Annotated in this window: 25 protein-coding genes; 13 read left to right on the top strand and 12 right to left on the bottom strand. The window is 36.7% G+C overall.

Translation table 11 applies throughout. The features are described from left to right. The first annotated feature begins 65 nt into the window (after window positions 1-65). The 4 genes from OZX56_RS08300 (at window position 66) to OZX56_RS08285 (ending at window position 3177) form a co-directional block, all read left to right on the top strand. Complete coding sequence (locus OZX56_RS08300; protein ID WP_277139553.1) at window positions 66-1280, top strand: glucosaminidase domain-containing protein; 1215 nt, start codon at window positions 66-68, stop codon at window positions 1278-1280. A 35-nt stretch (window positions 1281-1315) separates the two neighbouring features. Beyond that, window positions 1316-2455, top strand: coding sequence for an SLAP domain-containing protein (locus OZX56_RS08295; RefSeq protein WP_277139552.1), 1140 nt, complete (start codon window positions 1316-1318; stop codon window positions 2453-2455). Between the two features lie 123 nt (window positions 2456-2578). After that, window positions 2579-2842, top strand: coding sequence for an AbrB/MazE/SpoVT family DNA-binding domain-containing protein (locus OZX56_RS08290; protein WP_277125612.1), 264 nt, complete (start codon window positions 2579-2581; stop codon window positions 2840-2842). Next, window positions 2836-3177, top strand: coding sequence for a type II toxin-antitoxin system PemK/MazF family toxin (locus OZX56_RS08285; protein ID WP_277125613.1), 342 nt, complete (start codon window positions 2836-2838; stop codon window positions 3175-3177). Before OZX56_RS08290 ends, OZX56_RS08285 begins: the two co-directional genes overlap by 7 nt. Window positions 3178-3209: 32 nt before the next feature. On the opposite strand, the gene OZX56_RS08280 is transcribed toward OZX56_RS08285, so the two are convergent. Next, on the bottom strand, window positions 3210-3449 hold the full coding sequence (locus OZX56_RS08280) for a hypothetical protein (protein ID WP_277125615.1): 240 nt from the start codon (window positions 3447-3449) through the stop codon (window positions 3210-3212). Between the two features lie 358 nt (window positions 3450-3807). On the opposite strand from OZX56_RS08280, the gene trpX reads away from it, so the two are divergent. The 3 genes from trpX to OZX56_RS08265 are packed head-to-tail and all read left to right on the top strand — an operon-like array spanning window position 3808 to window position 6468. Further along, complete coding sequence (trpX, locus tag OZX56_RS08275; protein ID WP_277139551.1) at window positions 3808-4812, top strand: tryptophan ABC transporter substrate-binding protein; 1005 nt, start codon at window positions 3808-3810, stop codon at window positions 4810-4812. Further along, window positions 4809-5711: an ABC transporter permease gene (locus tag OZX56_RS08270; protein WP_277125619.1), complete on the top strand. Its 903-nt coding sequence runs from the start codon at window positions 4809-4811 to the stop codon at window positions 5709-5711. The genes trpX and OZX56_RS08270 overlap by 4 nt, the downstream gene beginning before the upstream one ends. Further along, window positions 5701-6468, top strand: coding sequence for an ATP-binding cassette domain-containing protein (locus OZX56_RS08265; protein ID WP_277125621.1), 768 nt, complete (start codon window positions 5701-5703; stop codon window positions 6466-6468). Before OZX56_RS08270 ends, OZX56_RS08265 begins: the two co-directional genes overlap by 11 nt. 129 nt (window positions 6469-6597) lie before the next feature. On the opposite strand, the gene OZX56_RS08260 is transcribed toward OZX56_RS08265, so the two are convergent. Continuing rightward, a complete protein-coding gene (locus OZX56_RS08260) occupies window positions 6598-7200 on the bottom strand; it encodes a zeta toxin family protein (RefSeq protein WP_277125623.1) in 603 nt (200 codons plus the stop codon). Further along, window positions 7197-7397, bottom strand: a complete 201-nt coding sequence (locus OZX56_RS08255; protein ID WP_277125625.1) for a hypothetical protein — start codon at window positions 7395-7397, stop codon at window positions 7197-7199. The genes OZX56_RS08260 and OZX56_RS08255 overlap by 4 nt, the downstream gene beginning before the upstream one ends. A gap of 262 nt (window positions 7398-7659) precedes the next feature. Between OZX56_RS08255 and OZX56_RS08250 the strand changes: the two genes are divergently transcribed. Continuing rightward, window positions 7660-7941, top strand: coding sequence for a type II toxin-antitoxin system RelB/DinJ family antitoxin (locus tag OZX56_RS08250; protein ID WP_277139550.1), 282 nt, complete (start codon window positions 7660-7662; stop codon window positions 7939-7941). After that, complete coding sequence (locus OZX56_RS08245; protein ID WP_277139549.1) at window positions 7931-8272, top strand: type II toxin-antitoxin system PemK/MazF family toxin; 342 nt, start codon at window positions 7931-7933, stop codon at window positions 8270-8272. Before OZX56_RS08250 ends, OZX56_RS08245 begins: the two co-directional genes overlap by 11 nt. A 985-nt stretch (window positions 8273-9257) precedes the next feature. Here OZX56_RS08245 and OZX56_RS08240 read toward each other — a convergent pair. From OZX56_RS08240 to OZX56_RS08220, 5 genes are all read right to left on the bottom strand, one after another. Next, window positions 9258-9518, bottom strand: a complete 261-nt coding sequence (locus OZX56_RS08240; RefSeq protein ID WP_277125632.1) for a hypothetical protein — start codon at window positions 9516-9518, stop codon at window positions 9258-9260. 930 nt (window positions 9519-10448) lie between these two features. Continuing rightward, a complete protein-coding gene (locus tag OZX56_RS08235; RefSeq protein ID WP_277139548.1) occupies window positions 10449-10712 on the bottom strand; it encodes a hypothetical protein in 264 nt (87 codons plus the stop codon). 91 nt (window positions 10713-10803) lie between these two features. Next, window positions 10804-11193: a type II toxin-antitoxin system HicB family antitoxin gene (locus tag OZX56_RS08230; protein ID WP_277139547.1), complete on the bottom strand. Its 390-nt coding sequence runs from the start codon at window positions 11191-11193 to the stop codon at window positions 10804-10806. A gap of 128 nt (window positions 11194-11321) precedes the next feature. Then, window positions 11322-12179 carry a hypothetical protein gene (locus OZX56_RS08225; protein ID WP_277139546.1) on the bottom strand — a complete coding sequence of 286 codons (858 nt, stop codon included), beginning with the start codon at window positions 12177-12179 and terminating at the stop codon, window positions 11322-11324. Between the two features lie 206 nt (window positions 12180-12385). Then, window positions 12386-12646 (bottom strand): SemiSWEET family transporter, encoded by a 261-nt coding sequence (locus OZX56_RS08220; RefSeq protein WP_277125642.1) that lies wholly within the window; start codon window positions 12644-12646, stop codon window positions 12386-12388. 178 nt (window positions 12647-12824) lie between these two features. Here OZX56_RS08220 and OZX56_RS08215 point away from each other — a divergent pair, with 178 nt between their 5' ends. Both OZX56_RS08215 and OZX56_RS08210 read left to right on the top strand, forming a co-directional pair. Further along, window positions 12825-15098, top strand: a complete 2274-nt coding sequence (locus OZX56_RS08215) for an SLAP domain-containing protein (protein WP_277139545.1) — start codon at window positions 12825-12827, stop codon at window positions 15096-15098. Between the two features lie 194 nt (window positions 15099-15292). After that, a complete protein-coding gene (locus OZX56_RS08210) occupies window positions 15293-17668 on the top strand; it encodes an SLAP domain-containing protein (protein ID WP_277139544.1) in 2376 nt (791 codons plus the stop codon). A gap of 101 nt (window positions 17669-17769) precedes the next feature. Here OZX56_RS08210 and OZX56_RS08205 read toward each other — a convergent pair whose 3' ends face one another. From OZX56_RS08205 to OZX56_RS08190, 4 genes are read right to left on the bottom strand one after another with little or no spacing between them, the layout of a single operon-like run. Further along, on the bottom strand, window positions 17770-19065 hold the full coding sequence (locus OZX56_RS08205) for an extracellular solute-binding protein (protein WP_277139543.1): 1296 nt from the start codon (window positions 19063-19065) through the stop codon (window positions 17770-17772). Continuing rightward, the gene (locus tag OZX56_RS08200) at window positions 19049-19738 is read right to left on the bottom strand and encodes a response regulator transcription factor (RefSeq protein WP_277139542.1); all 690 of its coding nucleotides are present in this window, start codon (window positions 19736-19738) and stop codon (window positions 19049-19051) included. The genes OZX56_RS08205 and OZX56_RS08200 overlap by 17 nt, the downstream gene beginning before the upstream one ends. Next, on the bottom strand, window positions 19731-21059 hold the full coding sequence (locus OZX56_RS08195) for a sensor histidine kinase (protein WP_348635957.1): 1329 nt from the start codon (window positions 21057-21059) through the stop codon (window positions 19731-19733). The genes OZX56_RS08200 and OZX56_RS08195 overlap by 8 nt, the downstream gene beginning before the upstream one ends. Beyond that, complete coding sequence (locus tag OZX56_RS08190) at window positions 21059-22072, bottom strand: substrate-binding domain-containing protein (protein ID WP_277139540.1); 1014 nt, start codon at window positions 22070-22072, stop codon at window positions 21059-21061. The genes OZX56_RS08195 and OZX56_RS08190 overlap by 1 nt, the downstream gene beginning before the upstream one ends. A gap of 201 nt (window positions 22073-22273) precedes the next feature. On the opposite strand from OZX56_RS08190, the gene OZX56_RS08185 reads away from it, so the two are divergent. Continuing rightward, window positions 22274-22711 carry a PTS sugar transporter subunit IIA gene (locus OZX56_RS08185; protein ID WP_277139539.1) on the top strand — a complete coding sequence of 146 codons (438 nt, stop codon included), beginning with the start codon at window positions 22274-22276 and terminating at the stop codon, window positions 22709-22711. An 18-nt stretch (window positions 22712-22729) separates the two neighbouring features. After that, window positions 22730-23233 carry a PTS sugar transporter subunit IIB gene (locus OZX56_RS08180; protein WP_277125658.1) on the top strand — a complete coding sequence of 168 codons (504 nt, stop codon included), beginning with the start codon at window positions 22730-22732 and terminating at the stop codon, window positions 23231-23233. The last annotated feature ends 19 nt before the right edge of the window (window positions 23234-23252 follow it).

Below are 23252 nucleotides of genomic sequence, written 5' to 3'. Positions count from 1 at the left end.
AGCTATTGTCTAGAGGCGCAATGCTCGATACAATAAAGTTGTCACATAAGGAGGAAATATAATTCATGAAACGAAAACTTATCACTGGGTTAGCAGCAGCTGCATTGGTAGGCACTGTTGTACCGGTTACCAACAACTTAATCGCTGGAGTTTCTGTTACCGAAAAGGTAGCAGCAGCTAGTGCTAGCGAACAGAATAGTTTTTTAAAGACTGCTGCTAAGCAGGCACAAAAGGTATCAAAAAAGTACGGCTTGTATCCATCAGTAATGATTGCGCAAGCAATTGTTGAATCTGATTGGGGTCAATCAGGTCTGGCTGTTAAGGCTAACAACTTATTTGGGATGAAGGCTGATGACAGTTGGACTGGTGGCGTTTATGCCAGCAAGACTCGTGAAGAGGATAAGAATGGCAAGAGCTATTACGTTACTGCCAATTTTAGAAAATATCCTAATTATCAGGCTTCTTTTGACGATAATGGTAAAAAGCTGCGTAAAGGTGTTTCTTGGCAACCAACGCGTTATAAGGGTGCGTGGTTAGAGAATGCCTCATCTTATAAAGCAGCTACTAAGGCTCTGACTGGAACTTATGCCACGGCTAATAATTACAATACGATTTTAAATAATCGGATCACTACTTCTAACTTAACGCAGTATGATCCACAGATTTCTAATGCCAAGAAGTCTTATACGGTTAAAAAATCGGGAGCTACTTATGCTTGGCCAACTGATCATTCGGTTTCTGCAAAAACTGATTCCGTTAATAAAGGTGATAGTGTTAACGTTACTAAGACCATTACCTTTTATAACGGCAAAAAGCGGATGTACATTTCTGGTAAAGGTTGGGTAAATGATTCGATCCTAAATACTGGTAGTGCCTTGCCACCAGCTTCGCAAGCGCCAAAAGGTGAGAAGAAGGTTAACAAGACTTTGATGCATAATGCCTATGTCTATAATGAACAGGGCGAACGTGTTAAGGGGATGAAGGCACTAAAATCTGGTACGGAAGGTAAAACCGTTGGTACTTATGGTACTAAGATGATTAATGGCAAGAAGTATTACTGCATCGGCGATGACCAATACATTGCCAGTGGTAATATCGATGGCACGATGCGTATTTTGAAGCACAATGCTTATATTTATAACGATTACGGTAATCAGGATAATGCCCGAAAAGAAAAGAAGGGTAAGTCAATTGCCACTTATGGTTCAGCAGTTAACATCTATGGCAAAAAATACTACCGAGTTGGGATTCATCAATACATTAAAAAAGGTAATTTTTAACGAGCTGGTAATTTAGATAAGGAACGAAAATTTAGATGAAGATAAAGAAACTAATAACTACTATTGCTATCGGAGTAGGTTTAGTTGCGCCTATTTTTAATGTAAGTCAAAACGTGCAAGCTGCATCCATCAATTCGATTGCCAAGCAGAATAGCTATGTTGGGGTTGACTACTTATATAAGATACTGAAAACTGAGAACATTAAATACAATAAATTTTATGCTGGCGGCAACAAGATTAAGTATCGTAAGGGTAAGCCAGAAGGAATCGTTATTCATGAAACTGCGACTCCTGGAGCTTCAGCCTATAACGAGGCGATTTATTTTAATCGTGAGTGGAAGAACATGTATGCTTATGTGCACGCTTTTGTTGATCACAAGCAAGTTATCCAAATGATGACTCCTAAGTATGGTGTTTGGGGTGCTGGTGCTAATGCCAACAACCGTTTCTTCCAGATAGAGCTGTGTCAGGAATCAACGCGTAATAAATTTGCTAAAAGTGTCAATAACGATGCCATTTATGCTGCTAAAATCTTACATCGTTACAACTTGAAGCCTAACAATGCTTCTAGTGATGGTAAGGGAACTATCTGGTCGCACCATGCTGTTTCGCGCTTTTTAGGCGGAACAGATCACACAGATCCAGACGGCTACTTTGACAAATGGGGCTATTCAATGAGTAAGTTCTACTCATTGATTAAGTATTACTACAACTTACAAGCCACTGATACCAGCAAAGATGCCCCGGATACAACTGCAGACGATGCTAAGCCTGTAGATACTGATTCTGCGACTACTGCAGTGTCACAAGCTCCGACTGGTAAGCAAACCTTGATGCATGATGCTTATACTTATGATGCTAATGGCCAACGGATTACCGCGGAACTAAAACCAGCTGGGACTGAGGTGACAGTTGGGGATTCCAAGACGATTAATGGTAAGAAATACCTTCAAATTGGTGACAACGAATATGTGGTCGCAAGTAATATTGTTGGAAAAGTGCGAACTTTAACTCATAATGCTTATGTTTATGATACTGTAGGTGTGCGTGCTGATAATTCTGTATTAAAGAATGGTGAGCAAGTACGGACTTACGGTGGTAAAGTTAACATTGCTGGTACTGATTACTATCCAATTAGTACAACGCATTTTGTTAAAGCAGATAATTTTAACTAATATAAAAAACTAACTTTCACCGGGTTAAGGTAGAAAGTTAGTTTTTTGCTTGAATTGCAGTAAATAAAGATTGCTTAATGTATCTACATAGGATATACTTCATGTAAAAGGTAGGAGACGAAAATGACTGCAATAATTGGAAAAACCCGGATTGCCCAATGGGGCAATTCCAAGGCTACTAGAATACCTAATAACATAGTTAAACAATTACATCTTAAAGAAAATCAATCACTAACAATTACCCTTAAAGATAATTCGATTGTGTTGACTCCAGAAGAAAAACAACCCAAAAATATTCATGAACTGTTTGCTAATTGGCAAGATGATGGGCAACGAGCAGAAGAATTAGATTGGGGCACATCATCAGGGCATGAACTAGAATGGTAAAACAAGGTGATATTTTTTATGTTGACTTTAAGCCTAGCAAGGGTCACGAGCAGATAAATCGGCGTCCAGCAATTGCTCTCAGTCATGACTTGGTGCAAGCCACTAGTAATATGACAATCGTTGCGCCAATTAGTAGTACGCAACGTAATTTTCCAATGTATCATACTCTAACTAGTTCGCAGAATGTGTATGGTAAAGTATTGTTAGATCAGACTATTGCACTTGATTTGCAAGCGCGTAGCATTACGCAAAATTCGATAGTCGATCGGGTTTCAAAAGCAGAATTAATTGAAATCATCGAGCTGTACAAGTTACTATTTACTGTCGATGAATAAAAAAACTAACTTTCACTGATTAAGGTGGTAAGTTAGTTTTTTTGCTTGAACTTGTCATAAATATTCAATATTAGGCAAATGATAAAGTAGATTACTAAAATGATAAACGTCACGAAAATGGTCTTCATGAACAATGCTAAATCAGTAATAAGTGTCATAATTAAAAAACTGACGTAAATAAAAAAAATAATAGACATTAAGCGATTGAGTTTACGTTCACGGTTGATGAAGTGTGCCCAATTATTATGATCTTTATGATTATTCTGCTTCATATCAGTAGTTACCTCCTAGCGAATGGTATTTATAAATTATATAATAGCGCTTGACATTAAGCAAAAATGAGATAGACTAAGAATAACTTAATTACAGAAAGGAAAAATATTATGATCAACTCATTTAACTTATTAAATGCATCTTGGCAAGGCCAGCATGATTGATCGTAATCGCGTTAGTGGCGGATACGATCTGGCAAACAGTTTGTATCCGTGCTGACTACTTTTTGAATTGACGAAGTTTGCTTGCATGGTAACAACATGCAGCAGGCTTTGATTCTCCCTTGGGCAGACCAGAGTAATTGCTGGTTTGCCTTTTTTGTTGAAAATTTTGCTCAAGATAAACAAGGAGAAACAAATGAAACGAATGATGGCATTGATTGCTGCAATTGTGGCTTTTTTAGGTTTTGACTTAGCCATTGCGCCAGCTCAAAATAATCAGCAAGAAGCAGCTAAGCCCAAAGTAGTACGAGTAGGAATCTTGCAAATGATTACCCACCCAGCGCTAAATTTAATTCATCAAGGAGTCATCGATGGTCTTAAGGAAGGTGGCTATACCCAAGGAAAGAATCTCAAGGTTGAATTCCTGAATGCACAGGGCGACCAAAGCAATCTGAAAACGATGTCGCAACAACTGGCTAATAAGAACGAAATGTTGGTGGGCATCGCTACTCCAGCAGCACAGTCACTAGCCAATAGCGCCAAAAAAGATACCCCCATTATTTTAGCTGGGATTTCGGATCCTGCTACTAGTGGTCTGGTTGAATCAGAACAGCATCCAGGTGCTAACATCACCGGTTCATCTGGTGATAATCCAGTAAATGAACAGTTAGCTTTGATGCGGCAGATTTTGCCGCATGCTAAGAAGATTGGCATTATTTATACTTCGTCAGATCATGGTGGACAATCTAGTGCTAGACAATTTTACAAGGTAGTTAAAAAGGCTGGATTGACTCCTAAAATGTATACCATTGCTAATACCAATGATCTCCAACAGGTTGCCAGCCAAATGGTAACGCAGGTTGACGCGGTTTATGCGGCTAACGATAACAATGTGGCTTCGGCGATGAAGACATTATCTGATGTGGCTAATAAGGCTAACATTCCGATATTTCCATGTGCGGAAACGATGATTGCAGATGGCGGAGTGGCTTCATATGCTATTAGTCAACGTGAGATGGGCCGCGTAGCAGGCAAGATGGCTGCAAAAATTTTACAAGGTAAAAATCCTGCTACTTATCCAGTTAGCAAAATTAAAAGGGGTCACTACATCATTAATGAAAAAGAAGTTCGCAAGTTGGGATTAACTGTTCCACATAAAATTATGGCCCAAGCTAAAGCGAAAGGGAGGATTATCAAATGAGTTTAATTACATCGAGTATTGGTCAGGGATTGTTATGGGCAATTCTAGGTCTAGCCTTATATCTAACTTTTCGAATTTTGAATTTTCCTGATATGACGGTTGAAGGAACCTTTCCGTTAGGAGCAGCAATTACAGTTACTGCGATTACTAAGGGATGTAGTCCAGCAGTTGCCACCTTGCTAGGTTTTTTAGGTGGAGCTTGTGGCGGTTTAGTCACTGGATTGCTTTATACCAAAGGTAAGATTCCGATTTTACTTGCCGGAATTTTGGTCATGACCGGTTGCTTATCAATTAACTTACATGTAATGGGTGGTTCGAATGTTTCTTTATTAGGACAAAAAACGCTCTTTTCAGCTAAGTTCTTCCAACAATTGCCGCGTTACTTTGATACCGTAGTTATTGGTGGCATTACAATTATTATTATCACTATCTTGGTTGCCTTATTTTTACATACTGACTTGGGACAGGCCTTCATCGTCACTGGTGATAATGAGGTAATGGCACGCTCGCTGGGAATTAATACGGATAACATGACTATTTTAGGATTGACCCTTTCTAATGGCTTAGTTGGTTTAAGCGGTGCGTTAATTGCTCAGAGTAATGGTTATGCTGATGCTAACATGGGAATTGGGATTATCGTGATTGCTTTGGCCTCAATTATTATTGGCGAAGTGGCTTTTGGCTATTTGACCCTTAATCAGCGCTTAATTGCGGTTACTTTAGGCAGTATTATTTACCGTTTTGTCTTATTAATTGTCTTACAACTAGGTTTTTCAACTAATGACTTGAACTTGATTTCAGCAATTATTTTAGCAATTTGCTTAATGTTACCGAATTTACGCCATTATTTGAAGCTAGATGGTATTTTGCACAGAGGGGTAAAACAAAATGGAAAATAAGGTTGTTCTAGAACTGGAAAATGTAACCACCGTAGTTAATCAACATACGCCAGCTGAAGCCAAGATTCTGCATGACTTTAACTTGAAGATTAATCAAGGTGACTTCATTACCGTAGTTGGTGCTAATGGTGCTGGTAAGTCAACACTATTCAACACGATTGCTGGGACAATTATCCCTAGCAGTGGTCAAATTCGTCATATTGGTCGCGAGATTAATCATGATTCGGTAGTGAAAAGAACTAAATTTATCAGTCGCGTCTTTCAAGATCCTAAGATGGGCACAGCTCCGAGAATGACGGTGGCAGAAAATATTTTATTAGCGTTAAAACGTGGGCAGCATCGCGGTTTGCACGCTCGCGGGTTAGCTGCTCACCAGTCACAATTAGAGCAATTGACTGCTACAGTTGGCAATTCGCTGACGGAGCATTTAAATACGCCAACGGAACATTTGTCGGGTGGGCAAAGGCAAACTTTGAGTTTCTTAATGGCAACGTTGAATCATCCAGACTTATTATTGCTTGATGAACATACAGCCGCCCTTGATCCCAAGACCAGTGTCAAGTTAATGGCTGAAACCAATCGGGTAATTACACAGCAGCATTTGACTTGTCTAATGATTACGCACCACTTAGAAGATGCCCTAAAGTATGGCAATCGGTTAGTAGTACTGCGCGATGGTCAAGTGGCAGAGAACATCAGTGGCTCGGCTAAGCGAACACTGACTAAAGCACAATTGCTGGATATGCTTGTGGTGTAAAGTGCTAACTATCAAAAAGCAGCAGGCATAAAAGTTTATTACCCATAAAAAGCGTGTTTCACATTGAAGTGCAACACGCTTTTTAAATTACTTAATTAATTTGGTATTTAACGATTCTATCAAGCTAAATCACTGTAAATTTAACAACATCTTATCTTTATTAATTATTTGTTTTGCCCATGGCACAGACTCATAACCATCGATAACGTCTATTTTGTTACCATCTCTCTTATAAATACGCTCAAATTTGTATGTATTATCATAAATTTCAACTGTATCAAAGTACGATATGATTTCAGATAGAGTTTTCAAGGACTTTGGATAACGTCTTTCGATTACTTTATCAGGTATACCATGACCACCTTTAACAACTCTAGCTTGTACTCTTTCCTTAGCCAATTGGGGACTACCAAGTCCTACATAGAGAAGATGGGTAATAAAGCCCTGATCTTTCGCTTTGTTAAGGATTTTTAAGTAAGAATTTTTTGAGGAAGCAAAAGTTGTTTCCATATTAAAGCTTTGATGATTTTCAATAAATGAGTAGATTCTATCTACTTCTAATCTCATTGCTTTAAAGTTTTTAGATTGATCATGCCAATCCCAATGATTATCTCTAGCTATTTCATCTGCATTAGCTCGTTTACTTTTTTTGATTTTACTTGTAGAAGCGCTATACAGCGAAGATTTGCCAGCTCCATTAATTCCGGCAAAGATATACAAGTCCAAAGTCATCTTATAAATTCTTTCGCATTAATTATTTTAGCCTGACGCAATTGAAGTGCACGATTATAAATTGTATTCCAAAACTTTTTATCTTCTGGATCGGTTGCCTCTGAGATACGCTCAGATAATTCATCATCATTTAGCTTTGCAATCCGTTTATCTAAATCTTCAGTTGCTTTAAAATTTATTTTACCCTTCGTATCCATTTTTACCCTCCGAATAAACTAATTGAATGTTGATGGGTTAATTTTATCACAAGACCAAATTCAGTTTAATCTTAAAGTTATCGAAATAATTTTAAATTCATAGATAATTCTACGAAAGTTAGATTTCTTTCTTGAAGTGTAAGATTTAGGAATAAAAATAGCTAATATTGAACAAATTTGAGTAATTTGTGGTAGTTAATGATTATTATGCACTCAAACATGATATAATAGTTAATATGCTTGGAATAGGAGATTTGAGAAAATGGTCGAAAGAGCAACAGGTAAAAAAAGATTGCAGATCCAAATGGATAGTAATCTAGTTAACGAAGTAGGACAAATTTTTGACGAATTAGGCTTATCTCCAACAACAGCAGTTACTATGTTTTATAAACGTGTAGCTGCTGAAGGAGGTTTACCTTTTAATGCAAGACTAAGTCGGCATGAGAAAGCCTCTCTATCATTAGCTAATGCTGTTAAATTGCTTCCTGTACAAGAAGTGAAGACAGTAGATGAATATAACAAGTGGGTTGAAGATGACGACTAATTTCAATGTTAATGATATTGTGGACGCGTATGTCACTTATTTTGAAGGTGAGGGTGGGAAGAGAAGACCTGCCTTAGTAGTTGGAAGGGATAATGACACAGTCGATGTGCTTAAAATCACTTCTAAATATGAAGGCAAATCAAAGTCGGTAAAGGCACATCGTTATCCGTTAAAAGATTGGCAAATTGAAGGCTTAAGTAAGCCATCTTATGTGGATATTATGGCTATACAAAAATTATATATATCTGAACAGCGATATATGATTAAGCGTGGTACCATTACGGATGATGACTTGGAAGGACTAGCCAAGTTTATTACTAAGTATGCCTAAATGCATTAAGTAATTATTGTGGAGAATTCTTGAACCTATCTGTCCTTTTTAATCGGTCTAATTGAGGAATTTTAAAAACTACTAAGGCTAAAAAAAGATTACCCACAAAAAGTTGACACTAACAGTAGTTAAATTATCTAGCAAAAGTTGTAAGTCTTGTAGTAAACTAATCATATAGAAGAAAACCTCTCTGAATGTAATCTTGTTCAAACTACATTTTAACAGAAGGCAATCTTCTATTTTTTATTTTCCCCACAAATACTTTACGCTAACTAAAGGCATTTTACATGAATTGGTTGAAGCGATTAAGTTATTCAAGTAGGTGCAAATTTAGTCCAAGATTTTCTTGGCCTATTTTGTAAAAAACTTAATTGGGCTAATTGTTAAACCTGAAAAAACTAGCAAAGAAAAGGTACGCTAAGTGCTCTGGTCCCCGAAGCTAAAGCAACTAACTTAATGACATCAACTAGATTAGAACAAGTCAACTGGTATAAAGGTAGGCAATAAGGGCAAGCAAAATTTTGAAATAAAAAAAGCAGTCTTATGACTGCTCCAGGTACCTTACAAGTGACTGAACTTGCTTAGCACATCATGTGTTGCGTATTAAACACATTACCTTAGTAAAGTAAGTATATCATGATTATCAAATCTGGTAAAATAAATATGCACGTTATGTGCACCATCTTGGAAAGTTGACTGGCTTTCCGTAAAGGAGGTGAAAAAGCGTGTCAAACATATTTACCTTAGTATTGTTTTATTTGGTCTTAACTAAGACTGAGCGAATTCTTGATAAGCTTATTAAGCTTTTAGATAAGTTGCTCAAGTAAAACAGCAGAAACAGCTCGGAAAATCCGAGCTATTTTTGTAAAATAGCAAAGAAAAAGTCCGCTAAGTGCTCTGGCTCCCCGAAGCTAGAGCAACTAACTTAATAACATTGAGCGGCTAGATGGTACATTAACTAGATTAGAGCAGTTCAACTGGTATATTAATAAGTTTGTGGATGATTTTTCCAATCCTCATCAAAATCTGCTAGATTAACTACATAATTTTTAAAAGAGTTTCCTTGGATATTAAAACTCCCCCTGATAGCCCCCATTAAGTTCATTAAAATTATAAGATCGTCTTCTGTGTGTACGCGTATTTCAATAGAATTAGAACCTGTAGTTTTTTTAATAGTAGTAGTTGGAGCAACTGTTTTTAATATTGCAAAAATATCTTCTAATTCTGAATTTTTGTTGATATCCATTTTTGAGCAGCTGTGTAAATCCTTTCTAAGATATTGTTAAACTGATGGGAAGCTCATCTTGTAGCTTATGCAGTAAAGGTTATTATGATTTAGAACCTTAATTCAATTTTGATAAAATTTCATGGTAAAAAAATAAGCATTAGTCAACACGACTTTTGCTTATTTTTTCTCTGATCGTGTCCTTGAGGACAAGATTTTCTTTTTAAAAAGAAACTGAATTTTTACATAAAAAAAGCAGTCAATTAAGGCTGCTCCAGGTACCTACAAGTGGTCAAACTTGCGTGCACGCTTTTACACTGAATAACGTGTAAACTTTTCCTGACTTAATTATATCATATTATGTTTTTCTTTTCATAGCGTAGCTTATTGAAAAGGTATAATTTTGTTTGGTAGAATAGATACGCACGCTTTTAAAGTGCACAACTCTAAGAAAGTTTAGTCAACTTTCTTGAAAGGAGGTGAGCGCGATGAATGACGTTGTAAAACTTTTCCTAACAATTTTTTTACTTAAACAAGCAACTAATCTGCTAAATGCTATAAATAGTATATTAGATAAGTTGATTAAACTACTTAAGTAATATTATTGGGAGACAGGTGGTTTTGTACCTGTCTTTTTATTATGACTAAAAGGATTCTTTGCGCAGGAAGCGAAGTAGAAAAACTAACATGATTTTTGCTTAATTCAATTTTGATAAAATTTTTTGTCTGATCGTGTCCTTGAGGACACGATTTTATTTTTTTAAAAGAAACAAAAAGCGATCCATTAGGGATCGCTCAGCCAACATGCAAGAAATCGACTTGCAGTGCACGCTTTTTGTGTGTCTGAGGACGCACTTCTATTTTCTAAGAATAGTGTATCACCTTTTTGTTAAGAGTGAAATCTTAAAGGTTTAAGTTAAATCAAGGCTAGTAAGTTACTACTGGTATAGGCTATACATATTTAGACAGATCCTTATCATAATCAGTTATCTCAATTTGATATTCAACTTTATGAGTATCGTCTGGCTGTTCTACTGTGCTAAATGTAAAATATGCTCCCCAACTTCCACACCAGCCTAAAACAGTATGGAAATCTTGTAAAGAATATACGTAAACAATAATGTTATCTAAAACAGTTTCATATTTATAATCTAACGGGTTTTGAGTAATACTGTCTAAAAAGTTTATTAAACTTTTTTGTTTATCTTTGTTCATTCTTAATACCCAAATGCTGCAGTTGGCTCCAATGTTAGTCCTAACTTTTTCTAAAAACAAAGGTAGGTATCCATATCAACGCAAACTCGCATTAATCATTCAATAATTTGTTTTCTAGCGCTTCTGTTAGTAGTTGTGAAAAGTTGATTTTTTCTTTTTTCCCAAGATCAACCAGATATTCTGGAACTGAAACGTTCTTTCGAATTTTAGGAGATTTGCTACGCAACCATTTTTCCATATCAACTGTAACATAAACCACAGATTCATTAGGCTCTAACTTCCAAGTACGTGGATCTTGTGGCTTGGGATATTCTTCTCCTTCAAGCATGGTTGCAATTGCATCTTCAGCCCAATATACAGCATCTTCTAGTGTTTTTCCCTGGGTTACCATACCCTCAATATTGGGAGAACTAACGCCAAAGTAGTGACCATCTTCATCATTTTCTTCAGTAATAATAACTGGATAAATTAATTTTTTCATATTTTTAGATATGTCAAGGTTAAGGTTATTCAAGCCCTGCTTGTTTGATCATATCTAGCCTCTTTTCTTGACTATTATAGTGTAATAGAGAAAGTAAAGCTCGACTATTTTAGCCGAGCTTTTTCATACTATTTAAATTTTGATGAGTAATGCATGTCAGCAAACTTATGATGACCATATTTCTTTGCTAAACGTTTTGAAGTGAAATATTGATACCGTACTTTTCCACCATAAGTTCCCCAAAATAGAACTTTGTGTTTCTTTCCGCCAATTTTTTCGTAGTGACATGTTATTGCTTGACTAACATCTGAGGTTGGTTTAGCTTCGTAAATACTGCATAGTGTTACCCACTTATGACCATGTAGTTTACGCCATTTGCATCTTGCATAATGTGCAAAAATAGATCTGCCATCAATGTCTCTTTGCTTAGTTTTCCAGGTCTTGGACATTTGCCACGGATATTTATTAGTTCCCTTAACCTTTCCAGTAACACATAAAGGTATTCCAAGGTTACTTGCTGGATATTCAAGTGCACTTGGATATACTAATAGCTTAGGTCCCCAATAACCTTTGCTAGCATACCAAGGTTTCTTATAATTTGTTCTTTGCCAACTTTTAGGAAGGGTGAAATGCTTAACAATTCCATGCTTGTCACCGATTAATGCATGCTTTTTAGCTTTTTTCTTCTTAGTTTTGGTTTTTGAGATAGGAACCTTAACGGGTGTTGCTACGTTCTCAGCATCAGAAGTATTAACAGTTGGGTTGATATTTGCTGCTGGTGCTGGCTTATTACTAGTTGTAGCTGATGAGTAAACCGGTTTAACTTCGCTAAGTGGCACATAAACTTTGTTAAAACCGACAAATTGTTGCCCATTTATGGTCTTGATAGGTGATGAAGTAGGATAAAATTTGAACCCAGCTTTAACGATAGCGTTAGGTTGAATATTCCCATTAGCATCATATTGTGAAGAATCATGATCTAGCAAATAATATTCTGTGCTGCTTGAATATTCTGTGGTGCTATTGCTATGGTTTCTATACTACTTGTAGCTAAAACTACTGAGGCTAGTACTACTAATAACTTTTTCCTTTTCATCTTCTATGCGCTTTCTGTAATAATATAATAAAATCATTATACTACGTAATTAAGTTATTTTGCTATATTTTTTATTTATTATTTTCAATATCAGAATTAAATTGCCGTGAAAAAGGCAATCAGTCCAAAGACTACACCAGCCATATTGGCCACGGCTAGTGGAATATCGCGTTCCTTTTTAAAAAGGGCATAAATCACCCATAAGAAAGTATTGATTGCGGTGGCCAGCGGTTGAATTGGATTACCTTTAGCCCCGTGCAAATTATCAATGATCTGGGGAATATAGGAAACGTACATCAGAATTCCCGTTACTGAAGCTACCCAACCTAAAATAGTAAAAAATTTATTTTCTTTCATTGTTACTCCTCCTTTGTTGCTTAATTGTATCAGGTTATATTTGTTATTAAAAAAGATTGAACTTTAAGTAGAATATACTATTTTAACCAAATTGGTGACATTTATCATCTGTTAGTTTTGTTACTTAATGTTTATAATCAAATTAATAAGAAAGCGTTTTAAAAATAGGAGGGAAATAATGACTAGTAATAAATATTATTTAGGCACGTCAATTGCAGCGGCAGTACTATTAACTTTAGGATTGACGAGTATGTCCAATGATGTTCAAGCAAGTGACATTCCGAGTGTACTTTTACAAGACAATCAACCAGGCAAGTCTGATCCACTGCTTGATGGTAAGTATGTGTCAAATGGCTATAGTGATGATGGGTTTACTTTTTTAAAGCCGACGGCAACTTCGCCTGAGCGAGAAGATTCTTATCATTTGAATGTTGATCGAGATTGGTCTAACGACTTACAGACGATTATTTACGATGAGGAAAATCAGGAATATGTCATTTATTATTTGCATACTGCAAATGTAACTAATAGTGATACGGGTAAACAACAAAATTGGGACCGTGTAACTACTAAAGATTTTATTCACTTTTCTAAACCGACTACGGCTCTAAGGGATTTAAGCGGTGATATTGGTGATGCCTGGAGTAGTGCATGGACAGGATCAATTATTACCAATCAAGGTCAGATTATTGGTGTGCCCAAAGGAGCTAAAGTTGCCTATTTCTCCGGTTTAAGCAATAAAGATAATCAACAAAATGTCTGGGCAGCCTGGTCCGATGACAATGGTAAAACATTTAGTCATCCATTGAACGATAAAAAGATTATTCTAGACCATTATTGGGATTGGACGTCCATTAATCGCTCTGATGAACGTGATCCAGCAGTCTTTTATTGGCAAGGTAAGCTCATGATGTACCTAGCAGAAGGTGACAATATTGGGGTCTATCAATCAGAGGATGGAATTAATTGGGCGAATGCTAAGGGAAGTCAAAAAGACAGTAAGATTCCTAGCAAGGATTTTCTTAAGGGCTTACCATTTGAAGCGCCAGTTGAATGTCCTGTAATTAGGAGTATGAAGACTACTGATGGGAAAGTAAAACAAGTTCTCTTTGTCGGATCCAAGGCTCCTGGAGCTAATCAAACGACTGGAACTTATTATACTGTTGGTCACGTAGATGATGATGGAATGTTCGTTCCAGAAACTGATGCTAAGCGGCTAGATCAGGGAACTGATTATTATGGTGCTAACTTTAGCGGTAGTGAATATTTAGCTCATGCCGATTCTGATCTGATTACAATGGGTTGGGTTGGTAATTGGAATTACATTAACTCTGGGATTAAGGCCAATCAAAATGGTTATGCTCCTAACTCTAAGCGGCTAGGTGCCTACACTTTGGCGCGCAAGATTACCCTTAATAATGACTTAACACTGAAAAGTGTACCGATTACGACCGGGCTTGAAGCCGGTAAGGCTGAAAGTAAAGATGGCAAAGTAAGTGAGCAAGTAAAGGGTGAAAATGATTATTACGAGCTATTAAATTTGACTAGGCAACCCGCTAATAGTAAATATACGCTTCATTTTGCCACAAAAGATGATCAAGATTATCAAGGTGCAGTTCGCATTGAATTTACTCAAGGTAAGGATCACAATGTTATCATTTTTGATCCGACTACTGGAAAGTATCGAATTGATGGTAAGAGCAGCGAATTATCAGGTGATGCAGCCAACTATTACCAGAATGGTTTGGAAAGCGGCTTAGGTTATATTAATGACTCTGGCCTAAAGAATACTAAAGACTTTGGTTTAACTGTCTATACTGATAAGACTTCTATTGAACTGTTCTTTTCTAATGGACAAGCTGCCACAATGAGTCGCTTCTGTGTTAATAATATTCAAGATGTAAAAATTTCAGCCCAAGATGAGCAAAAAAATAATCAGTTTGAGATTAGTTATCAGGAAGTTGGGCCTAAATTAGTAGGTTATGAAGCTAAGGTAGAACCTAATATTGAATCAAGCAGTACAACTAATGTACCTAAGCAACCCGCTAAAGAGAATGCTGTTTCTGAACCGGAGTCCCCTACAACGATTGCACAGCAAGAAACTGAAAAGACGGTGATGCATAATGCCTATGTCTATAATCAAGCTGGTAAGAAAACAGCCCAGAAAATTCCAGCAGGCAAAACGGTAAAAACTTATGGCACTAAATCGATTAACGGTAAAAAATACTATGTTTTAGCTGATGATCAATTTTTAGCTGCAGGTAATATTGATGGCACCAAGCGCAAATTAAAGCATAATGCGTATGTCTATAATCAACATGGCAAACGGATTAAAGGTAAACATCTAAAGCGCAACAAACAGGTTAGGACTTATGGCAGTAGTGTCAAGCTTCATGGTAAAAGATATTATATAGTTGGCAAAGAGCAATATGTTAAGCAAGCTAACTTTTAAGTCTAAATTTAACTAATTAAAAAACCACTTACGATGTGTTGTAAGTGATTTTTTAGCATTGCTGGAAATATTTGTTATTTAAAACTGCAAAAAAGCTATTTTTAACGAAATATTTACATTTATCATCTGTAATTTTTGTTATTTAATGCTTATAATTAAATTAAAAAGTAAACGCTTTTTATGGGAGGAAAATAGTGAATTATAATAAATATTGTTTAGGTACTTCAATTGCAGTAGCAACACTTTTAAGTTTGGGCATAGTTAGCCATCCTAAAGCGGTTAATGCCAATGTATTAGCTAGTGTCCAGCAAAGTAGGTCAATTGCTAATGCAAATAAATCGGCAGTTTCTAATGGTTATACCGATGATGGCTTTACTTATCTAAATCCATCAGCAACGTCGTCAGAGCGTGAAAACTCTTATCATTTAAATACTGCTGATAATTGGTCAAACGACTTACAGACGATTATTTATGATCAGAAAAATCAAGAGTATGATATTTACTATCTTTATACCGGTAAGGTTATCTTAGGTAATACTGGATTTCGGCAAAATTGGCTACGAGTAACCACCAAAGATTTTGTTCATTTTAGTCAGCCAACAGTGGCAATTAAGGATTTGCATGGTGATATCGATGATACTTGGGGTAGTGCGTGGACAGGCACAATTATTACCAACAATGGTCAGATTACTGACGTGCCTAAGGGAGCTAAAGTAGCCTATTTTTCAGGATTGCGCAATAAGGATTATCAACAGAATATTTGGGCAGCTTGGTCCGATGATGATGGTAAGACCTTTAGTCATCCGCTAAATGATAAGAAACCTATTTTGGATCATAGTTGGCCTGGGGGTTCAATTGATCCGTTTGATGAACGTGATCCGGCCGTCTTTTATTGGCAAGATAAATTAATTATGTATACTGCTGAAGGCAATAACATTGGAGTTTATCAATCAACTGATGGCCTTAAGTGGAAGATGGCAAAGGCTAATCAAAAAGATAGTAAAATTCCTAGCAGCGACTTTCTCAAGGGGTTACCATTTGAAGCACCGATTGAATGTCCAGTCGTTAGAAGCATGAAAACTGCTGATGGACAAGTAAAACAAGTGCTCTTTGTTGGTGCTAAGGCTCCCAATGCTGGGCAAACAACTGGTACTTATTACACAGTGGGTCATTTGGATAAAGACGGTATTTTTGTTCCAGAAACTGATGCCAAACGATTAGATCAAGGAACTGATTATTATGGTGCTAACTTTAACGGAAGTGATGATTTGGCTCATGCCGATTCTGAACTTATTACGATGGGATGGGTTGGTAATTGGAGCTATACCAATTCAGGCATTAAAGCTAATCAAAACGGTAATAATCCTGATTCGACGCGGCTTGGCGCGTATACTCTAGCGCGTAAGCTTACTCTTAATAATGACTTAACAATTGCTAACACGCCAATTACGGAAGGTCTTGAAACAGGTAATATTACAAAGAAAAGTGGCAAGGTTGGCCAACAAGCAGCTCTTCCCAATAAGTATTACGATTTGTTAAATTTGACTAAGCAGCCAGCTAATAGTAAATATAAGTTGCACTTTTCGACTAATAATGGTGCAAACTACCAAGGCAGTATCAAACTCGAATTTACTCAAGGTAAAGATCATAATGTCATCATTTTTGATCCAGCAACAGGTAAATATCGGATTGATGGCGAAAGTAGTGAGTTATCAGGTGAAGCAGCTAAATATTATCGTGATGGTTTAGCTGATGGTCGTGGCTATCTGAATGATTCTGGGTTAAAAGATACTAAGGACTTTACCTTAACGCTTTATACTGATAAAACTTCCATTGAGTTGTTTTTCTCTAACGGACAAGCAGCCACAATGGGCCGGTTTTGTGTTAATAATGTTCAAGACGTGAAGATTTCAGCTCAAGATGATCAGCAAACTAATCAGTTTGATGTCAGTTATCAAGAAGTAGGTCCCAAGTTAATTGGCTATGAGGGACAGTCTAAGCCAACTTCAACAGTGCCAGATGAGCATCCCAATAATCCTGATAAACCAACTAATAATAAACCGACTTCAGTACCTGAACCAGTTTTGCCACCAATTGATCAACCAACTAGGCCTACTATAACTCAGCCGGAGACTAGTTCTAAACAGCCAATTAAAGAAGAACCTAAGCCTGATGATAAAGTAACGTCTACTAGTACTGAACCTAAGTCCAAAGCAACAAAAAAGATAGTGATGCATAACGCCTATGTCTATGATCAAGCTGGTAAGAAAACAGTACAGAAAGTCAAGGCAGGTAAAACTGTAAAAACATACGGTATTAAATCGATTAACGGTAAAAAATACTATGTTTTAGCTAACGATCGGTATTTAGCTGCGGGAAATATTTCTGGCACCAAGCGCAAATTAAAGCATAATGCATATGTCTATAATCAACATGGCAAACGGATTAAAGGTAAACATCTAAAGCGCAACAAGCAGGTTAGAACTTATGGCAGTAGTGTCAAGCTTCATGGTAAAAGATATTATATAGTTGGCAAAGAGCAATATGTTAAACGGGTTAACTTTAAATAATAATTTATAATATGAATATGAGAATTACTTGCAGGTATTAATCAGCTTGCAAAAACTTCTTATTAAGGTCTTTGACGCTAGGGTCAAAGACCTTTTATTTACTATTTTTCCTCACTTTGATTAATTTGTGATTGAATATTAAATAATTGAGTTTCTAGATTTCCTGCTTTTAGCGCATTTTGGATTTTGTAATCGAGTTCTTCGCATTTATGGTTATAATCCTTAAATTTGGGATAGACCGCACCATCACGCATAATAGAGTCTAATTTTTTAACAGTTAAGTTATGGTAATCAATGACTTTTTCGTCTAAAATTTTTTGAGCAGCTCGACTCTTAACGACACTAGGCAATACTGATGCCCCCATGTTAGTCTTCATTACCTCATATTGGACATCCTGATTGGTGCATAATAATTTCATGAAATCCCAAGCTGCCGCAGGATTCTTGGCTTTGCTAGAAATGGCAAACATCGAAGTTTCCATCGGAGTTGAATGTGCCGCTAGTTTACTAGGCATTTTGGTACATTCCCATAAAAAATTGTTGTTGCGTGTGATATGAAATGGATAGGAAGTATAAGTACGATATTGTGCTAAGCCTAGGGGCATAAAGGCGACACGCCCTTTATCAAAGAGCTGGGAAGTAACATTATAAGAAGAAACATCGTTGGTTAGGTTTTCGACCAAAGAGAAGGCCTTACGTGCTTTATCAGTTGCCAGTTGTACACTACCATCGGTTTTACTAAATAATTCGTTACCGTATGCCAGTTGTGCATCCTGCCAATTATAACTGCTGGTGACACCATAATATTGCTTCTTTTGATTAGATTGCACTATTTGATGACAAAGTTGATAGAATTGCTGTGGCGTCCAGTTCTCTTGCGGAGAGGATACCTGTAGTTTTTTTAGCAACGTTTTATTCATAACCATTAGTGTAGGATTGGCTTCGTATGGCAAAGCTAGCTGTTGACCATGATATTGACCGGCTTTTAGCGTACTAGGATAAAAAATTTGACTATTAAAGTTTTCCTGTTTCATCATCGGTGTCAAGTCTTTAAAGGCGCCTTCACTGGCTAAGGAATTAAAGTCTTGATTAGGTACGATTAATAAATCAGGGGTTTGATGTTCGATGATTTTTTCACTAAGCCAATTACGATATTCATCTTGTTGAATACCACTTTCATATTTAATTTTAATATCGGGATGTTGTTGCTTAAACTTTTTAATTGCGTAATCAATCACGTGGTATTGGTGGCCATTGGGCACGTTCCAACTGCTACTAGTGTAAAGACCGATAGTTAGTGTTTTTTGCTGGGCACGTGTATGGTGATACCAAAAAGTTGCACCAGTGATTAAGCAAATAATGACAGTTAGGGAAATCAGTTTATTTTTTCGAGTCATCGTCATCACCAATTGGCTCACTTGTAACACCAGTTTGGACAGCCCAAATCGCAAGTTGGGTACGATCGCGCAGTTGTAATTTATCTAAAATTCGGGAAATGTAGTTACGTACTGTACCTTCAGACAAAAATAATTTAGCAGCAATTTCTTTGTTAGATAAGCCGAAGCCTACCTGCTGGATAACAGTCCATTCTTGTTTAGAAAAATTTTTAGTGTCTTTATCATTAACGCGAATTGCATAATTAGCTTGGGCCATCTTGGAAAATAACTTGAAAACTTTTTCTGCAATATTGGGATTGATCATTGCTCCACCATGATAGACCGTCTTGATTGCCTCGTATAATTCGTCAGTTGATGCCCCCTTGAGCAGATAACCTGACGCACCATACTTTAAGGCACTAAAGATAAAATCATCATCATCAAAAGTAGTCAGAATAATGACCTTGATTTGAGGATATTGTTCTTTCACGTATTTAGTGCAAACTGTGCCATCCATCTTCGGCATACGGACGTCCATGAGAATAATATCTGGTTGCCGCTTTTTTAAGCTGGTTAAAACTTCTTGACCATTATTAACAGTATCAATTACCGTAAAATCGGGATTAGCATTGAGAATAATCTTAAGTGAATCCTTGATCAGTTGTTGGTCATCTGCGATCATAATTTTAATCATTTATTTCTCCTTCCATTGGAATTTCAACTTTAGTCACGAATCCGTTACTACCATCAAAACTAATTTTACCGTTGATAATTGCGACTCGCTCTTTCATTTGGGTAATGCCATAACCAGGCTTGATTTTAGGGGTACCAGAACCATTATCTTTGATTAATAGCTGATAGCGATGTTGTTCTAAAATAGTACAGTTAATGGTGATTTCATCAGCGTGGCCATGTCTTAAGGAATTAGTAATTGACTCCTCAATAATCCGGAAAATCACGTTTTCAGTAGTTTTTTCAAAATCGGTTGTTCCCCAGTGATAGTTAAAATTAATTTTAATCTGTGACAGTTCGGCGTATTCTTGTAACATCTTGCGTAAGGATTCGGCTAACGTATAATTCTTAAGTGCTCCTGGGCGAATGCGATTGAGCGCCTTGCGGACATCTTTAATCCCTTGCTTAACTGCAACTTGGATTTTACCAAGTTGCTTTTTGGTTGCGGCATGGTCAATGTCGATTAATACTAAACTAGCGTCAATTCCAGCATCAATCCCGGTTAGTACGTGACCGACTGAATCATGTAAATCACGTGCAATACGTTTACGTTCCCGATCTTGGGCAATGTGTTCGGAGAGTGCGGCATAATTTTTTAATTCATCATTGGCTTTGGAAGCTAACTTCAATTTATTTTGGATGTCATTTTCTTGATTTAATTGGAAAATAGCAAAATAAATCAAAATTAAGATGAAAAAAGTTAAGTTGAAAGTTGAAATAAAATTTTTCCAAAAGATGAGGGTAGAGCCAATTTGAGCAGGTAAAAAACTTAAATAAGTTGTTAGATCCGGCAAAGTTAACAGATGGCTAATAATTGAATAGTCAGTGACCAATAAGATCAGCAATAGGCTAATTGCAACCAGGATCCAGATCAGATAGTCGTGAAAGTTATACTGATTGCGGTTACTAATAATGAAGTCGACAAAAATTAATAAAAAGACACCATTATAAGTCATTCTCAGTGAGATAAAGACCACAATTGCAAATAAAAGTTCTGCTAACAAAATCAAATTGTTCAGTTCAGAATTATGATTAAAGTGATGATTATGATGATGAATAAACATCAGGCTTGCTAAAATGAGAAAGCTGATACTACTTTGCCAAAAAATGGCTTGTGGCGAATCCGGAATATGCTTTAAGGAAGTTAATAGTTGGTATGATTGACCAGTCTTGATAACATAATCTGTTGTATAGGTAAATAAAGTGGCATTGAATAAAATAGCGAAAAAATTTAGCCATAACATCATTCGGCGCAGAATGATTAAGTGCTTAAACTTGGGCATCATTGCCACCCCAGAACATTGTAATTATTGATATTGTTGTTAGTGATTAGATAAACAGGCAAAATAATTTTATGTTTAACCTGTTTACCGGCAATTAATTTGTAAGCAGTCTTTACCGAGGCTTTACCTAAATTGATTGGCGATTGGGCCGAAGTAGCAATGGCATTCGGATTGACGCCAAGCAGTTTTTTCATATTTTCTGAGCCATCAACGCTGTAAACATTGATTTTTCGTTTAATTTTAGCTTCGTCAATTGCGGCAAGTGCGCCCACTGCTGCTTGGTCGTTTAGTGCCATAATTGTATCGAATTTTGGCTTTTGCTTAAGAGCTTTTTCAACTAATGGCAAAGTGATTTCTGATTGACCATAAGTGTTTATTTTTTTGACGATTTGGAAATTCTTACGATTAGGTGCTTGCTTAATTGTATCTGTGAAGCCCTGAATCCGATTATTAGCAGAATAAGCGGAATAATGCTCAAGTAGTAAAATTTTAGCATGCTTTTTATGAGTTAGGAGATGCCTAGCGCACAATTGTCCGGCTTTATAATTGTCGGATAAAATAACGCAATCGGCATCCCGGTCTGATTTCATTTGCGAATCAACCATTACGATTTTAATTCCTTTATTTTTAGCGCGATGTAAAGCGGCCAGAATTTTATCACTATTACCATCAACAGGATTAATAATAATGGCATTAACACCTTTGGCAATAAAAGAATCGATTTCTTCAACTTGTTTATCAACAATGAGCGCCGGATCGCGATTATATAATTTACCGTGATGATCTTCAACGTAATTAGCAATCTGTTCATTTAAAACCGGGAAAAAGTTGTTGTTCATCGTCATATAGGTTGAACCAATCTTAACTTGGGATTTTTGACTGGGATTAACGATAAATAATAGCCAAACTAATAAAATAAAAAAGACAGCTGCAAAAAGTTCGCCGCCAACGAGTAGAGGTACTCGTCTATGGGAATTATTTTTAGGCTGTTTTTTTGCATGCGTGAATTTCATTGTCCATACCCTACCAACTAAAATACTCACTAGTCTTTTCCTAATTATCGCCGAAACTAAGACGACATTCAACGACATTTTAGAAAGCACTTACAGATAATGACATTTGTCACTCATAGTTTAGTGACATTTAGCACTGGTAGCGTATCCAAAAATTATGATAATTTTAATTTATCTTAATTGAAGAGAGGAATAAAGGCAGTGAAATATTTAATTTTAGTTTCGCATGGTCAATTTGCAGAAGGTGTCAGAACCTCACTGGAAATGTTTGCTGGCGATGCTGTGAAGAAGACTTTTGCTTTGTGCCTGCATAATGGGGATTCTCAAGCAGACTTTAACCAACAAGTAGAGGCCTTTTTGCAGGAGCAACAGTTTGCAGCTGATGATGAATTTATCGTCTTAGCAGATATTATTGGCGGCAGTCCGCTGACAACTTTTTTAGCGGCTTTTGCCAATCATAACTATCTGGAAAACGCAGTTGTTTTGGGTGGGATGAACTTCTCAATGGCACTTACAGCAGCAGTTTCATTAGATATTATGACTAAGGAAAAGATTGTTCAGACTGCCTTAAGTGAGGGTCAAGCTGCTATGAAGCAGTACGAACCTGAGGCGCAAGCAGCTGATGAAGATGATATTTAACTTTTAGGAGGAAGAAAAATGGTAGTTTCATTAATTAGAGTTGATGATCGGATTATTCACGGGTTGATCACGACTCGTTGGGCTAAGGAACGTCCATGTGACGGGATTATTGCTGTGAATGATAAGGCAGCGACTAATCAAATTTTAAAATCAGCCTATAAATCGGCTGGTGAAGATCAGGGTAAAAAGACCTTTGTCTGGACAATGGATCATTTTGAAAAAGTGCAGGATAAGGTTTTAAATTCTGCAACCCGCTACTTTGTGATTACTAAGAATCCATTGGATATGAAACATATTCTGGTCGATCTTAATTTTGTTCCTAGTGATCAAAAAGAATTGATCGTTGGACCAGGAAATGACCGCGATGGCGCAATTAAGCTAGGCAGTAATCAGTCCTTTACGCAAGAAGAAGGTGATGCCTTTGAAGCAATCAGTCAAAAAGGTTATAAAGTCCACTTTGCCTTGTTGCCAGACAAGCAATTGGGGTATTGGGATAAGTTTAAAGGAAAATTTGGTTATTAAATAAAATTCTATAAAGAAG

Origin of the sequence: Lactobacillus sp. ESL0684 (assembly GCF_029392675.1) — a bacterium.
In the GTDB taxonomy this organism is placed as follows: domain Bacteria; phylum Bacillota; class Bacilli; order Lactobacillales; family Lactobacillaceae; genus Lactobacillus.
Note: the sequence above shows the minus strand (reverse complement) of the source record. Positions and strands in the feature narration are given on the sequence as shown.